18 protein-coding genes are annotated in these 13238 nt (G+C 69.2%); all 18 read left to right on the forward strand.

From position 1 onward, the window contains the following. Positions 1–94: 94 nt before the first annotated feature. The 18 genes from fabD to PSA7680_RS04065 all read left to right on the forward strand — a co-directional run bounded on the left by fabD (position 95) and on the right by PSA7680_RS04065 (position 13237). A complete protein-coding gene (gene fabD / locus PSA7680_RS03980; RefSeq protein ID WP_085867368.1) occupies positions 95–1027 on the forward strand; it encodes an ACP S-malonyltransferase in 933 nt (310 codons plus the stop codon). A 14-nt stretch (positions 1028–1041) separates the two neighbouring features. Then, positions 1042–1779 (forward strand): 3-oxoacyl-[acyl-carrier-protein] reductase, encoded by a 738-nt coding sequence (gene fabG / locus PSA7680_RS03985; RefSeq protein ID WP_085867369.1) that lies wholly within the window; start codon positions 1042–1044, stop codon positions 1777–1779. Between the two features lie 265 nt (positions 1780–2044). After that, positions 2045–2278: an acyl carrier protein gene (locus PSA7680_RS03990; RefSeq protein WP_085867370.1), complete on the forward strand. Its 234-nt coding sequence runs from the start codon at positions 2045–2047 to the stop codon at positions 2276–2278. 251 nt (positions 2279–2529) lie between these two features. Next, a complete protein-coding gene (fabF, locus tag PSA7680_RS03995) occupies positions 2530–3792 on the forward strand; it encodes a beta-ketoacyl-ACP synthase II (protein ID WP_085867371.1) in 1263 nt (420 codons plus the stop codon). Then, entirely contained in the window at positions 3792–4946 is a 1155-nt protein-coding gene (gene mltG / locus PSA7680_RS04000; protein ID WP_085867372.1) for an endolytic transglycosylase MltG, read from the forward strand. Before fabF ends, mltG begins: the two co-directional genes overlap by 1 nt. 152 nt (positions 4947–5098) lie before the next feature. Continuing rightward, the gene (locus PSA7680_RS04005) at positions 5099–5437 is read left to right on the forward strand and encodes a hypothetical protein (RefSeq protein ID WP_139838550.1); all 339 of its coding nucleotides are present in this window, start codon (positions 5099–5101) and stop codon (positions 5435–5437) included. Then, positions 5376–6719, forward strand: a complete 1344-nt coding sequence (locus PSA7680_RS04010) for a DNA-packaging protein (RefSeq protein WP_085867373.1) — start codon at positions 5376–5378, stop codon at positions 6717–6719. Before PSA7680_RS04005 ends, PSA7680_RS04010 begins: the two co-directional genes overlap by 62 nt. Positions 6720–6816: 97 nt before the next feature. Beyond that, the gene (locus tag PSA7680_RS04015) at positions 6817–8001 is read left to right on the forward strand and encodes a phage portal protein (RefSeq protein ID WP_085867374.1); all 1185 of its coding nucleotides are present in this window, start codon (positions 6817–6819) and stop codon (positions 7999–8001) included. After that, complete coding sequence (locus tag PSA7680_RS04020) at positions 7998–8252, forward strand: GTA head formation protein, RCAP_rcc01685 family (protein ID WP_085867375.1); 255 nt, start codon at positions 7998–8000, stop codon at positions 8250–8252. Before PSA7680_RS04015 ends, PSA7680_RS04020 begins: the two co-directional genes overlap by 4 nt. Before the next feature lie 12 nt (positions 8253–8264). Further along, a complete protein-coding gene (locus PSA7680_RS04025) occupies positions 8265–8828 on the forward strand; it encodes an HK97 family phage prohead protease (RefSeq protein ID WP_085867376.1) in 564 nt (187 codons plus the stop codon). Between the two features lie 21 nt (positions 8829–8849). Next, positions 8850–10028 (forward strand): phage major capsid protein, encoded by a 1179-nt coding sequence (locus tag PSA7680_RS04030; protein ID WP_085867377.1) that lies wholly within the window; start codon positions 8850–8852, stop codon positions 10026–10028. Positions 10029–10206: 178 nt separating this feature from the next. Then, entirely contained in the window at positions 10207–10803 is a 597-nt protein-coding gene (locus tag PSA7680_RS04035) for a head-tail connector protein (protein ID WP_085867378.1), read from the forward strand. Continuing rightward, entirely contained in the window at positions 10800–11138 is a 339-nt protein-coding gene (locus tag PSA7680_RS04040) for a head-tail adaptor protein (protein WP_085867379.1), read from the forward strand. Before PSA7680_RS04035 ends, PSA7680_RS04040 begins: the two co-directional genes overlap by 4 nt. Beyond that, entirely contained in the window at positions 11135–11548 is a 414-nt protein-coding gene (locus tag PSA7680_RS04045) for a DUF3168 domain-containing protein (RefSeq protein ID WP_085867380.1), read from the forward strand. Before PSA7680_RS04040 ends, PSA7680_RS04045 begins: the two co-directional genes overlap by 4 nt. Positions 11549–11591: 43 nt before the next feature. Beyond that, entirely contained in the window at positions 11592–12005 is a 414-nt protein-coding gene (locus tag PSA7680_RS04050; protein ID WP_085867381.1) for a phage major tail protein, TP901-1 family, read from the forward strand. Next, complete coding sequence (locus PSA7680_RS04055) at positions 12005–12343, forward strand: gene transfer agent family protein (RefSeq protein ID WP_085867382.1); 339 nt, start codon at positions 12005–12007, stop codon at positions 12341–12343. The genes PSA7680_RS04050 and PSA7680_RS04055 overlap by 1 nt, the downstream gene beginning before the upstream one ends. After that, positions 12336–12575: a rcc01693 family protein gene (locus PSA7680_RS04060; protein WP_085867383.1), complete on the forward strand. Its 240-nt coding sequence runs from the start codon at positions 12336–12338 to the stop codon at positions 12573–12575. The genes PSA7680_RS04055 and PSA7680_RS04060 overlap by 8 nt, the downstream gene beginning before the upstream one ends. Beyond that, positions 12572–13237, forward strand: coding sequence for an RcGTA-type gene transfer agent tail tape measure protein (locus tag PSA7680_RS04065; protein WP_085867384.1), 666 nt, complete (start codon positions 12572–12574; stop codon positions 13235–13237). Before PSA7680_RS04060 ends, PSA7680_RS04065 begins: the two co-directional genes overlap by 4 nt. The last annotated feature ends 1 nt before the right edge of the window (position 13238 follow it).

Raw genomic sequence — 13238 nt, forward strand, 5'->3', positions numbered from 1 at the left:
GTTCGGGCCGGTGGCGGAGTTTGTTTGCCTTGGGGCAAGCCGCGCGCTATCAGCGGCTGGAAAGAAACAAAAAGAACGAACATTCGGAGGGGACATGAGCCGAGCATTCGTATTTCCGGGGCAGGGCGCGCAGACCATCGGCATGGGCAAGGCGCTTGCCGAGGCCTATCCGGCGGCGCGGGCCGTTTTCGACGAGGTGGATGACGCCCTGGGCGAGAAGCTCTCCACCCTGATCTGGGAGGGCGACATCGCCGAGCTCACGCTCACGCAGAACGCCCAGCCGGCGCTGATGGCCACCTCCATCGCCGCGCTGCGCGCGCTGGAGGCCGAGGGAATCGGCGTCGAGAGCGCGGCTTTCGTGGCCGGCCACAGCCTTGGGGAATATTCCGCGCTGGCCGCCGCCGGGGCGCTGAGCGTGGCCGACACCGCCCGCCTGCTGCGCACGCGTGGGCAGGCGATGCAGGCCGCCGTGCCGGTGGGCGTCGGCGCCATGGCCGCCCTGCTGGGGCTGGATTTCGACACGGCGTCCGAGGTGGCCGCCGAAGCGGCGCAGGGGCAGGTCTGCCAGGCCGCCAATGACAACGATCCCGGCCAGGTGGTGGTCTCGGGCCACAAGGAGGCGGTGGAACGCGCCGTCGAGATCGCCAAGGGCAAGGGCGCCAAGCGCGCGGTGCTGCTGCCGGTCTCCGCTCCGTTCCACTGCGCGTTGATGCAGCCGGCCGCCGAGGTCATGGCCGAAGCGCTGGCCGCCGTCGAGATCGCGGCGCCGAAGGTGCCGCTGGTGGCCAACGTGCGCGCTGCCGCCGTGGAGGATCCGGCCGTGATCCGCGACCTGCTGGTGGAGCAGGTTACGGGCTCCGTGCGCTGGCGCGAGAGCGTGGCCTACATGGGCGCGCAGGGCGTCACCGAGATCTGGGAAATCGGCGCGGGCAAGGCGCTGTCGGGCATGATTCGCCGCATCGACCGCGCGATCGCCACCCGCGCCGTGGGCACGCCGGACGATGTTCTGGCCGCCAAGGAAGCTTGAGGAAGGTTTTAGAAATGTTTGATCTGACTGGGAAAAATGCCCTGATCACCGGCGCCTCCGGGGGCATCGGCGGGGCCATCGCCAAGGCGCTGCACGGCGCCGGCGCCACCGTGGCGCTTTCGGGCACCCGCGTGGAGCCTCTGGAGGCGCTGGCCGCCGAACTGGGTAGCCGCGCCCATGTGCTGCCCTGCAACCTCGCGGATGCGGAGGCCGTGAACGCGCTGCCGAAACAGGCCGCCGAGGCGATGGGCAGCGTCGATATCCTGGTGAACAACGCCGGCATCACCGCCGACAACATCTTCATGCGGATGAAGGACGAGGAGTGGGAGCGGGTGCTGGACATCAACCTCACCTCCACCATGCGCCTGTGCCGCGGCGTGATGCGCGGCATGATGAAGGCCCGCTGGGGCCGCATCATCAACATCTCCTCCATCGTGGGCGCCACCGGCAATCCGGGGCAGGCCAACTACGCGGCGTCGAAGGCCGGGATGATCGGCATGTCCAAATCCATCGCCTACGAGGTGGCCAACCGCGGCATCACCGTCAACGCGGTGGCGCCGGGCTTCATCTCCACGGCGATGACGGACAAGCTGACGGAGGATCAGAAGGCCGGCATTCTCGGCCAGGTGCCCGCCGGGCGCATGGGCGAGCCGGAAGAGATCGCCGCGGCGGTGCTCTATCTCGCCAGCCCCGAAGCCGGATACGTCACGGGCAGCACCCTGCACGTGAACGGCGGCATGGCGATGCTGTAGGATCGTCTGCCCGGGCTTACAAAATCGGCCCCGGCACCCCATATGGGGATCGGTGGCGGGGGCGATCCCGCCGCCAGCCGGCCTTTGCGCATCCGAGGTGAAAGCATTTGCCTACCCGGAATGTTGTGCTATAGGCCCCTCAGATTTGACCGGACGTCACGAGGCGCCGGTTGCCCTTCGCTTCGGCGGAGGGAGGAGCGCCCCGCGCGGGGCATAGCAAGAAACCGACGGGAACGCTCCCGAAACGTTAAAATGAGGATGAAACATGAGCGACATCGCAGATCGCGTGAAGAAGATCGTCGTCGAGCACCTGGGTGTGGAAGAAGACAAGGTTGTTGAGGGCGCGTCCTTCATCGACGACCTCGGCGCCGACAGCCTTGACACCGTTGAGCTGGTCATGGCTTTCGAAGAAGAGTTCGGCATCGAGATCCCGGACGACGCCGCCGAGACGATCCAGTCCTTCGGCGACGCGGTGAAGTTCATCACCGAAGCCTCCTGAGCCCGGCCTCAAGAGAAACCATCGAATGCGGCGCCCACGGGCGCCGTTTTTGATTCCGTGCCCCCGGGATGCGCAACGGGGGCGCTGCCGGCCGCTCCGCGGGCTCCGGTCCGGCGCGGCGGCGGAAACCCTCCGCCCCATGCGCCGCCGAAGGGGATTTTCCCGCCGACCCATGCGCTTGCCCTTGCCGAGCTTGGGGCGGGCGGGGTATCAGTGGCCGACTTCGAAAAGGAAGATAAGGGGCACGAATAATGCGTCGAGTGGTTGTAACCGGCCTTGGAATGGTCACCCCGCTGGCCTGCGGTGTGGAAGAAACCTGGAGCCGCCTGATCGCCGGGGAATCCGGCGCCGGGCCGATCACCCGTTTCGATCCGGAGCGCGTGGTGACGAAATACGCCTGCGAGATCCCCGTGGGGGACGGCAGCGACGGCACGTTCAACCCGGACGACTGGATGGAGCCGAAGGAACGCCGCAAGGTCGATGATTTTATCCTCTATGCCATGGCGGCGGCCGCGCAGGCGGTGCAGGATGCCGGCTGGACGCCCGAGGACGAGGAAGACCGGCTGCGCACCGGCGTGATGATCGGTTCGGGCATCGGCGGGCTCTCCGCCATCGCCGATACCGCCGTTCTGCTGGCCGAGAAAGGCCCGCGCCGGGTGTCGCCCTTCTTCATTCCCTCCGCCCTCATCAACCTCGCCTCGGGGCAGGTTTCGATCAGATACGGCTTCAAGGGCCCCAACCACGCGCCGGTCACGGCCTGCTCCACGGGCGCCCATGCCATCGGCGACGCCGCACGGCTGATCATGCTGGGCGATGCGGACGTGATGGTGGCCGGCGGCGCCGAAAGCCCGATCTCCGAGATCGGGATCGCCGGCTTCAACGCCTGCAAGGCGCTCTCCACCAAGCGCGCCGACGATCCCAAGGCTGCCAGCCGCCCCTATGACGCGGACCGCGACGGTTTCGTGATGGGCGAGGGCGCCGGCGTCGTGGTGCTGGAGGAATACGAGCACGCCAAGGCGCGCGGCGCGAAGATCTACGCCGAAGTGCTGGGCTATGGGCTGTCGGGCGACGCTTACCACATCACTGCCCCGGCCGAGGATGGCGACGGCGGCTACCGCTCCATGAAGGCCGCCATCGAGCGCGCCGGGCTTTCGCCGGCCGACATCGACTACATCAACGCCCACGGCACCTCGACCATGGCCGACACCATCGAGCTTGGTGCGGTGGAGCGGCTGATGGGCGAGGCGGCGGCCTCGGCCACGATGTCCTCCACCAAATCCGCCATCGGCCACCTGCTGGGGGCCGCCGGCGCCGTGGAAGCGATCTTCTGCATCCTGGCGCTGCGCGACCAGATCGCGCCGCCGACGCTGAACCTCGACAACCCGGATGTGGAGGCCAGGCTGGACCTCGCGCCGAAGGCCGCGGTCAAGCGCAAGATCGACGTGGCCCTGTCCAACTCCTTCGGCTTCGGCGGCACAAACGCCTCGCTCGTCCTGGGGAAGGTGGCTGACTGATGTGGCGCAGCATTGCGTCCAACGCGCTGACGCTGGGAATCGTGGCCGGCATCGGCCTGGCCGGGGTTCTCGGCTGGGCGCACAGCCAGTACCGGGGGCCGGGCCCGCTGGCCGAGGCCATCTGCCTGCGCGTTGAATCCGGAAGCAATTTCAGCCGGGTATCAGACACTCTTGAAGCGGAGGGCGCGATCAGCAACGGGCTGATCTTCCGCGTCGGCGCGGATTACGAGGACAAGACGCAGGCGCTCAAGGCGGGCTCTTTCCTGGTGCCCGAAGGCGCCTCGATGGAAGAGATCGTGGACATCGTGACCCGCGGCGGCCAATCCACCTGCGGCACGGAAGTCGTCTACCGGATCGGGGTGGTGAGCAACCAGATCCAGCTGCGCGAACTCGATCCGGCCACCAACGCCTACCAGATGACCACGGCCTTCGATCCCAAGGCCGAAGAGATCCCGGAGGCCTATTCGGAGGCACGCTCGGACGGCGACGTGCGCTACCGCATCGCCATGGCCGAGGGTGTCACCAGCTGGCAGGTGGTGGATGCGCTGAACGCGGTGGATTTCCTCGAAGGCGAGGTGGCGGAGCTGCCCCCGGAAGGGATGCTGGCGCCCGACAGCTACGAGGTGCGGCCGGGCACCGACCGCAACGTGCTGATCGCGCGGATGCAGGAGAAGCAGGCCGAGATCCTCGCGGAGGCCTGGGCCAACCGCGCCACCGGTTTGCCGATCGAAACGCCGGAGGAAGCCCTGATCCTGGCCTCGATCATCGAAAAGGAGACCGGCGTTCCCGAGGAGCGCGGGCAGGTGGCCAGCGTCTTCACCAACCGGCTGCGGCAGGGTATGCGGCTGCAGACGGACCCGACGGTGATCTACGGCATCACCAACGGCCAGGGCACGCTGGGCCGTGGGCTGCGCCAGAGCGAGCTGCGGCGCGCCACGCCCTACAACACCTACGTGATCGAAGGGCTGCCGCCGACGCCGATCGCCAATCCGGGCCGCGCCTCCATCGAGGCGGCGGTGAACCCGGAGGAGACCGATCTGCTGTTCTTCGTGGCCGATGGCACGGGCGGGCACGCCTTTGCGCGCACATTGGAGGAGCACAATCGCAACGTCGCGGAGTGGCGCAAGATAGAGGCGGAGCGCGCGAACCAGTAAGCCTTTGTTAAGGCGTAAAATTTGACCCAGCGCGCGCTCTGGGGTATACCTTTTGGCACGCTGGAACAGGCGTGGATGGCATCCGGGAAACCGGGTGCCGTTTTTCGTTTGCCCGGCGGTCCGCAGCAGCCAAGGGGGCAGTTACACAGGGCATGTCACTCATCACACCTTTCGGGGGTCGATCGGCGCAGGACGAGATTCTGGCCGCGGCCAACGAACATCTGGAACGGCTGATCCGCACGGTTCGGCTGCTCACCAATCAGCTTGAAGCCGGCGAGTTCAAGGACTTGGCGGAGACGACGAAGGTCGTCCGCGACGCGGGCGCCGCATTGCAGATCGCTTTCAGGGAAAGGGAAAACGTTGAAAAACTCCGCCGAAAAGATGCAGGGATCGTCCATGACTACGCCATCGATTTCGACGCGGCGCGCGATGAGATCGGGCGCCGCCTGGATTGCCTCAGAGCCGCGCGAAACGCAGACGGACTTCCTTGACGGGTTGAGCGAGGGTGCCCTGCTGGCGCTGCCCTACCTGTTCGAGTTCTGGGCCTACGAGCACCAGTTGCCGCCCGAGGGCGACTGGCGCACCTGGGTGATCATGGGCGGGCGCGGGGCTGGCAAGACCCGCGCCGGCGCGGAATGGGTGCGCAGCGAGGTTGAAGGCGCGCGCCCGTTGGATCCGGGCCGCTCCCGCCGGGTGGCGCTCGTGGGCGAGACGGTGGAGCAGGTGCGCGAGGTGATGATCTTCGGCGACAGCGGCATCCTCGCCTGTTCGCCCCCCGACCGCCGCCCCACCTGGGAGGCCACGCGCAAGCGGCTCGTCTGGCCCAACGGGGCGGTGGCGCAGGTCTTCTCGGCCCATGAGCCGGATTCCCTGCGCGGGCCGCAGTTCGACGCGGCGTGGTCGGACGAACTGGCGAAGTGGAAGAAGGCGCAGGAAACCTGGGACATGCTCCAGTTCGCCCTGCGGCTGGGGCGCGCGCCGCGCCAATGCGTGACGACGACGCCCAAGAACGTGCCGGTGCTGCGCGCCATTCTCGACAACCCTTCCACGGTGATGACCCATGCGCCCACGGAGGCCAACCGCGCCTTCCTGGCCGACAGCTTCCTGCAGGAGGTTCGGGCGCGTTACGCGGGGACGCGGCTGGCGCGGCAGGAGCTGGACGGCGTGTTGCTGGAGGACAGGGACGGCGCGCTCTGGACGGAGGCCACGCTGGAAGCCGCTCGGCGGGCACGCAGGCAGGCGCCGGACCGGGTGGTCATCGCGGTGGATCCACCGGTGACGGGCACGGCCAGCTCGGACGAATGCGGGATCATCGTGGCCGGGGTCTGCATGCAGGGGCCGCCGCAGGAGTGGCAGGCCACCGTTCTGAAGGATGCCAGCGTGAAGGGCGCGAGCCCCGCCGTCTGGGCCGGCGTGGTGGCGGAGATGGCCGAGGCCCACGGTGCGGACCGCGTGGTGGCGGAGGTGAACCAGGGCGGCGACATGGTGGAGAGCGTGCTGCGCCAGGTGGCGCCCAACATCCCCTATCGCGGCGTGCGCGCCTCGCGCGGGAAGGCGGCGCGGGCCGAGCCGGTGGCGGCGCTCTACGAGCAGGGGCGGGTGCGTCATGCGCCGGGGCTGGAACGGCTGGAAGCCCAGATGCTGCAGATGACGCTGAAGGGCTACGAGGGCAAGGGCTCGCCCGACCGGGTGGATGCGCTCGTCTGGGCGCTGCACGACCTGGTGCTGCTGCCCGCGACGAGCTGGGGCAACCCCCGCGTACGCACGCTTTAACGGCTCTTAAACACTTTGCGGCAGGATGCCCTCAACTCGAACACAGATCCGTTCGCCGGCCACGGCGGCGGGTTGCAGCGACAAGGGGCTTGGCGGCATGGCATTGGGCTTGTTTCGGAAAAAGGCCAACACCGGCGCAGGGGCACCGGAGGCGAAAGCCTCCGCGGCGGGGCCGGTGATCGCCTACCACGGCGCCGGCCGCGTGGCCTGGACCCCGCGGGACGCGGTGTCGCTCACCAAGTCCGGTTTCGCCGGCAACCCGGTGGGGTTTCGGGCGGTGAAGCTGATCTCGGAGGCCGCCGCCGCGCTGCCGCTGGTGCTGCAGAGCCCCCGGGCCCGTTTCGAGGAGCATCCGATGCTGGATCTGCTGCGCCGCCCCAACATGGCGCAGGGCCGCGCGGAACTGCTCGAAGGGCTCTACGGCCAGCTGATGCTGACCGGAAACGCCTACCTCGAACTGGTGGAGAGCGAAGAGGGCCAGCCGCTGGAGCTGCACGTTCTGCGCTCCGACCGGATGGCCTTGATCCCCGGCAGCGACGGCTGGCCGGTGGCCTATGAATACAGCGTCGGCGGGCGCAAGCACAGGTTCGATGCGAGTGGGAGCTTCAGTCCGGTCTGCCACCTGCGCAGTTTCCACCCGCAGGACGATCACTACGGGCTTTCGCCGATGCAGGCGGCGGCACAGGCGGTGGATGTGCACAACGCGGCCTCGCGCTGGTCCAAGGCGCTGCTGGACAACGCCGCGCGGCCCTCCGGCGCGCTCGTCTACAAGGGGTTCGACGGGCAGGCTACGCTCTCGGCGGAGCAATACGCCCGCCTGCAGGACGAGATGCTCTCCTACCATCAGGGCGCGGTGAACGCCGGGCGGCCGATGCTGCTGGAAGGCGGGCTGGACTGGAAGCCGATGGGCTTTTCGCCCTCGGACATGGAATTCCAGAAGACGAAGGAGGCCGCCGCACGGGAGATCGCCGTGGCCTTCGGGGTGCCGCCGATGCTGCTGGGGCTTACCGGCGATGCGACCTATGCGAACTACCAGGAGGCCAACCGCGCCTTCTACCGGCTCACGGTGCTGCCGCTGGCGGCGCGGGTGAGCGCGGCGATCGCGGCCTGGCTGGCGCCGCGCTACGGCGAGCGGCTGGAGCTGAGACCGGACCTGGACCAGGTTCCGGCGCTGGCAGAGGAGCGCGACAAGCAGTGGGCCCGCGTGGCGGCGGCGGATTTCCTGAGTGACCGCGAGAAGCGGCGTCTGCTCGGGCTGCCCGAGGATGCGGATGGGTCATGAGCCGGATCGCGGGCGGAAGCGGGTCGCGCTTTCTCTACGACAGTTTCGATGCCGCCTCGGCGCGGATCGAGGCCAACGAGCGGCTCACGGAGATGCAGTTCGGCGTTCTGGAGGGGCAGTTGCAGCGGATCGAGGGGATGATCGAGCGGCTGGAACGGCGGGTGTGGATGACGGTCTACGGCGTGGCGGGGGTGATCCTTGCGCAGGCGACGGTGACCTTGCTGGGCCTTGTGCCCGCGGCGGGGCAATGAGGAGGGGGCTTCATGAGCGAAGCGTTTGAACTTGAGAGGAAATTCTGCACGCCCGGACAGGGGCTCACGGTGACGGACGGTGCCGTGATCGCGGGCTACGCCTCGCTCTTCGGGGCGCAGGACCAGGGCGGCGACATCGTGGAGGCCGGGGCCTACGCGGCCAGCCTGGCCGAACTGAAGGCGGCGGGGCGCCGGGTGAAGATGCTCTGGCAGCATGATCCGGCCCAGCCCATCGGCCTGTGGGACGAGGTGCGCGAGGATGCGCGCGGGCTCTGGGTGAAGGGCCGCCTGTTGACCGACGTGGCCAGGGGCGCGGAGGCGGCGCGGCTGATCGAGGCCGGCGCGATCGACGGGCTCTCCATCGGCTACCGCACCCGGCGCGCCGAGAAAGCAAGGGGCGGCGGCCGCCGCCTGATCGAGTTGGAGCTTTGGGAGGTCTCACTCGTGACCTTTCCGATGCTTCCGCAAGCCCGTGTCGGTGCCAAGGGGGACGCGCGCGCGCAGACGGGCCTTATGGAGCTGGCGGATGCCATCCGGGATGCCGGGCGCCGGCTGCGCAAGCCCCCCGTGATCTGAAACCACAAGAAGGGTGAAGAGATGACCGAAGTCCAGACGGGGCGCTCCGCCGCCTCGGATGCCGATGCCCTGCGCGAGGCGCTTGGCGAATTCGTGACCGACATCAACGCGATGAACGGCGAACTCAAAACGAAGCTGCAACAACATGAAGAGCGACTGACCATGCTGGATCGCAAGACGATGACCGCCCAACGCCCGACGCTGGCCGCAGGCAGCGCGGAAGCGCCGCACAAGAAGGCCTTCAACGCCTATCTGCGCACTGGGGACGACGACGCCCTGCGCGGCCTCCAGCTGGAGGGCAAGGCGCTTTCCAGCGTGGTCGCGGGCGACGGCGGCTATCTCGTCGATCCGGAGACCGCCGAGACCATCAAGAGCACGCTTTCGGCCACGGCCTCGGTGCGGGCCATCGCCAACGTGGTGCGGGTGGAGGCCACCTCCTTCGACGTTCTGATCGATCATACCGAGGCCGGCGCCGGCTGGGCCACGGAGACGGCCTCGGTCAGCGAGACGGACACGCCGCAGATCGACCGCATCACCATCGCGCTGCACGAGCTTTCGGCGCTGCCCAAGGCCAGCCAGCGCCTGCTGGACGACAGCGCCTTCGACATCGAGGGCTGGCTGGCCGGTCGCATCGCCCACAAGTTCGCCCGCGCCGAGGCGGCGGCTTTCATCTCGGGCGACGGCGTGGACAAGCCGCGCGGCTTCCTGACCCATCCCACTGTGGATGACGCCAGCTGGAGCTGGGGCAGCCTGGGCTATGTCGCCACGGGGGTGGACGGGGATTTCGACTCCCTGAAGCCGGCGGATGCGATCGTGGATCTGGTCTATGCGCTGGGGGCCGAATACCGCGCCAACGCGAGCTTCGTGATGAATTCCAAGACGGCCGGCGCGGTACGCAAGATGAAGGATGCCGACGGCCGCTTCCTGTGGTCGGACGGGCTGGCGGCCGGCGAGCCGGCGCGGCTGATGGGCTACCCGGTGCTGGTGGCCGAGGACATGCCCGACATCGGGTCGGACGCCATGGCCATCGCCTTCGGGGATTTCTCCGCCGGCTACACCATTGCCGAACGCCCCGATCTGCGGGTGCTGCGCGATCCCTTCTCGGCCAAGCCGCATGTGCTGTTCTACGCCACCAAGCGCGTGGGCGGGGACGTGAGCGATTTCAAGGCGATCAAGCTTCTGAAGTTCGGCGTGATGTAACGCCGCAACCGCCTTGCGGGCCGGGTTCGGCCCGCGGGCTGGGGCGCGCGCCGGGGCACGGTGGCCCGGGCAGACCGGGCGGCCGGAGCGCGCGCTCCAAATGACGCCCCGAGAAAATCGACCCGAACGACGCCAGGTGCAGGCGACAAGCAGAGACGAGCCAGAAGGAGGCCTGAAAATGAAGCTTTCGGAGATCACGCCCGTAGCCGAAGCGGCCCTGCCGCTGGCCGACTTCCGGGCTTTCCTGCGGCTGGGCACCGGCTTCACCGATGACGGTTTGCAGGACGGCATTCTCGTCGCCGCGCTCAGGGCGGCGCTGGCCTCGATCGAGGCGCGCGCGGGCAAGGCCGTCTACCGGCGCGATTTCCTGTGGATCACGGACGGATGGCGCGATCCGGCGGAGCAGGGGCTTCCGGTGGCGCCGGTCTCGGCGGTGCAGGATCTCTCGCTGCGCGATGCGGGCGGGCAGGCCGAGGCCTATCCGCTGTCGGCCATCGCGCTGCTGGAGGATGCCCATCGGCCGCGGATCCGGGCGCATTCGGGCTGCCTGCCGGCGATCCCGACGGGCGGACAGGCGGAGCTGCGGCTCACGGCGGGCTATGCCGCCGATTGGGCCGATCTGCCGCCGGATCTTCGGCAGGCGGTTCTGACGCTGGCCGGGTTCTTCTACGAAAATCGCCTGGCCGAGGGTGGGGGCGCGGCCTGGCCGGCGGCGGTCAACGGGTTGCTTGCGCCTTACCTGACGGTGCGTCTGTTCGGCGGGGTGAGCCAATGAGGCCGCCGCAGCTGAACCGCCGCATGGTGCTGGAAAGCCCTCTGCGCACGGGGGATGGCGCGGGCGGCTACAGCGAAAGCTGGGTGGCCGAGGGGGTGCTCTGGGCCACGATCCAGCCGCGCGGCGGGCGGGAGGCGGCCTCCGTCTCGGGGCCGCTCTCGCTGCAACGGGCGCGGATCACGGTGCGCGCGGCCGCGCCCGGCAGCCCGGCGCGACCGCGGGCGGGGCAGCGCTTTCGCGAGGGCACGCGGATTTTCGTGATCGAGGCGGTGACGGAGGCCGAGCCGGCGGGCCGCTACCTGCTCTGTGAAACGCGCGAGGAGGTGCAGGCATGAGCTACGCAACGGCCACGGCGCTTCAGGCCGCGCTCTACGGCCACCTGACCGGCGATGCGACGCTTTCGACGCTGGTTACCGGGGCCATCTACGACACGCCGCCGCAGGGCGCGGTGCCCGCGCTCTACGTGCTGCTGGGCGAAGGCGAGGTGCGCGACGCTTCGGATGCGAGCGTTTCGGGCAGCCGCCACGACGTCCTGATCCGGGTGATCGGCGAGACCGGCGGCTTTCACGCGGTGAAGGAGGTGGCGGGGCGGATCACCGACCTGTTGCAGGACGCGCCGCTCACGCTGTCGCGCGGGGCGCTGGTTTCGCTGCGGTTCCGCCGGGCGCGCGCCTTCAAGAGCGGGGGCGGCCAGCGGCGGCAGGTGGATCTGCGTTTCGTGGCGCGGATCGAGGACACGGCCTGAGGCAGGCCCGGGGAATGCAAACCAAAGGATTGGAGATCTGGCCATGGTAGCCCAGAACGGCAAGGACATGTTGATCAAGCTCGACCTCACCGGAAGCGGTCAGTTCGAGACAATCGCGGGGCTGCGCGCCACGCGTCTGAGTTTCAACGCCGAAACGGTGGACGTGACGAGCCTCGAAAGCCAGGGCGGCTGGCGGGAACTGCTGGCGGGGGCCGGCGTGAAGAGCGCCGCGATCTCGGGGGCGGGCGTGTTCCGCGATGCGGGCACCGACGAGCGCACGCGGCAGATCTTCTTTGACGGCGAAACGCCGGACTTCCAGGTCATCATCCCGGATTTCGGCGTGGTGCAGGGGGCCTTCCAGGTGACCTCGATCGAATATGCCGGCAGCCACAACGGCGAGGCGACCTACGAGCTGTCGCTCGCCTCGGCCTCGGCCCTGAGCTTCACGGCGCTCTGATGGTGAACCCCTGGGCGGGAGAGGTGCTGCTGGTGGTGGATGGCGAAAGCCGCCGCTGCAAGCTGACGCTGGGGGCTCTGGCGGAGCTGGAGGCGGCGCTCGGCGCGGGCAGCGTGCTGGAGGTTGCGCGGCGTTTCGAGACCGGCGCTTTCGGCGCGCGCGACATCCTCGCGGTGTTGTTGGCGGGGCTGCGCGGGGGCGGCTGGCAGGGCACGGCCGAGGATCTGGCACGCGCGGAGATCGACGGCGGCCCGGTGGGCGCGGCGCGCGCGGCGGCGGAGCTGCTGGCGCGGGCTTTCGGCGCCCAGGTATCCGGACAGGCGCCGGCCGATGGCTGAGGCCGCGGCACTGGATTGGCCGGGGCTCCTGCGGCTCGGGCTTCACGGGCTGGGCCTGCGGCCGGAGGAGTTCTGGCGGCTCACGCCGCATGAATTGCGCCTGATGGCCGGGGTGGAGGCGTCGGCCCAGCCGATGGGGCGGGCCGGCCTGGATGCGCTGCTGGCGCGCTATCCGGACGGGCCCGCGCCCGGAGATCCGGAGGCGCAGGAGAACAAGGAGGGTCAGCCATGACCGAAGACATCAGCGGGATCGACGGTTTCGAGGCGCAGCTTGATGCGCTCGAGACGACGCTTGGCGAGGTTTCCTCGGTGACGGCGGTCTTTGGATCTGAACTGGAGAAGATGCGCGGCAGCATCGGTGCGGCGGGCGCGGAGGCGGGCACGCTTTCGCGGAGCCTGTCGGGCGGGTTGCGGCGCGCCTTCGACGGGGTGGTGTTCGACGGGATGAAGCTGTCGGACGCGCTGGAGGGGATCGCGCGCTCGATGGTGAACGCCGCCTACAGCGCGGCGATCCGGCCCGTGACCCAGCAGGTGGGCGGGGCCATCGCTTCGCTGGTGTCGAGCGCCGTGACGGGCCTGCTGCCCTTCGAGAACGGCGCGCCCTTTTCGCAGGGGCGGGTGATGCCCTTTGCCGCCGGGGGCGTGGTGACGGGCCCCGTGCGCTTTCCGATGCGCGGCGGCACCGGGCTGATGGGGGAGGCCGGACCCGAGGCGATCATGCCGCTGCGCCGGGGCTCGGACGGGCGGCTCGGCGTGCAGGCCACGGGCGGTGGGCGCAGCGTGAACGTGGTGATGAACGTGTCCACCCCCAACGTGGAGAGCTTCGCCCGCTCGCGCACGCAGATCGCGGCGCAGATGGAGCGGGCGCTCAGCCGCGGTGCGCGGTTCCGGTAAG

Source organism: Pseudoruegeria aquimaris, assembly GCF_900172235.1.
GTDB lineage: Bacteria > Pseudomonadota > Alphaproteobacteria > Rhodobacterales > Rhodobacteraceae > Pseudoruegeria > Pseudoruegeria aquimaris.

Excerpts from the sequence above, each read along its gene's own strand:
- PSA7680_RS04020 (WP_085867375.1), top strand. The coding sequence starts at position 7,998 with ATGAGCCGGATCGCGGGCGGAAGCGGGTCGCGCTTTCTCTACGACAGT.
- mltG (WP_085867372.1), top strand. The coding sequence starts at position 3,792 with ATGTGGCGCAGCATTGCGTCCAACGCGCTGACGCTGGGAATCGTGGCC.
- PSA7680_RS04055 (WP_085867382.1), top strand. The coding sequence starts at position 12,005 with ATGGTGAACCCCTGGGCGGGAGAGGTGCTGCTGGTGGTGGATGGCGAA.
- PSA7680_RS04040 (WP_085867379.1), top strand. The coding sequence starts at position 10,800 with ATGAGGCCGCCGCAGCTGAACCGCCGCATGGTGCTGGAAAGCCCTCTG.
- PSA7680_RS04010 (WP_085867373.1), top strand. The coding sequence starts at position 5,376 with ATGAGATCGGGCGCCGCCTGGATTGCCTCAGAGCCGCGCGAAACGCAG.
- PSA7680_RS04060 (WP_085867383.1), top strand. The coding sequence starts at position 12,336 with ATGGCTGAGGCCGCGGCACTGGATTGGCCGGGGCTCCTGCGGCTCGGG.
- PSA7680_RS04065 (WP_085867384.1), top strand. The coding sequence starts at position 12,572 with ATGACCGAAGACATCAGCGGGATCGACGGTTTCGAGGCGCAGCTTGAT.
- PSA7680_RS04025 (WP_085867376.1), top strand. The coding sequence starts at position 8,265 with ATGAGCGAAGCGTTTGAACTTGAGAGGAAATTCTGCACGCCCGGACAG.
- fabF (WP_085867371.1), top strand. The coding sequence starts at position 2,530 with ATGCGTCGAGTGGTTGTAACCGGCCTTGGAATGGTCACCCCGCTGGCC.
- PSA7680_RS03990 (WP_085867370.1), top strand. The coding sequence starts at position 2,045 with ATGAGCGACATCGCAGATCGCGTGAAGAAGATCGTCGTCGAGCACCTG.
- PSA7680_RS04015 (WP_085867374.1), top strand. The coding sequence starts at position 6,817 with ATGGCATTGGGCTTGTTTCGGAAAAAGGCCAACACCGGCGCAGGGGCA.
- PSA7680_RS04005 (WP_139838550.1), top strand. The coding sequence starts at position 5,099 with ATGTCACTCATCACACCTTTCGGGGGTCGATCGGCGCAGGACGAGATT.
- PSA7680_RS04030 (WP_085867377.1), top strand. The coding sequence starts at position 8,850 with ATGACCGAAGTCCAGACGGGGCGCTCCGCCGCCTCGGATGCCGATGCC.
- PSA7680_RS04035 (WP_085867378.1), top strand. The coding sequence starts at position 10,207 with ATGAAGCTTTCGGAGATCACGCCCGTAGCCGAAGCGGCCCTGCCGCTG.
- fabD (WP_085867368.1), top strand. The coding sequence starts at position 95 with ATGAGCCGAGCATTCGTATTTCCGGGGCAGGGCGCGCAGACCATCGGC.
- PSA7680_RS04045 (WP_085867380.1), top strand. The coding sequence starts at position 11,135 with ATGAGCTACGCAACGGCCACGGCGCTTCAGGCCGCGCTCTACGGCCAC.
- fabG (WP_085867369.1), top strand. The coding sequence starts at position 1,042 with ATGTTTGATCTGACTGGGAAAAATGCCCTGATCACCGGCGCCTCCGGG.
- PSA7680_RS04050 (WP_085867381.1), top strand. The coding sequence starts at position 11,592 with ATGGTAGCCCAGAACGGCAAGGACATGTTGATCAAGCTCGACCTCACC.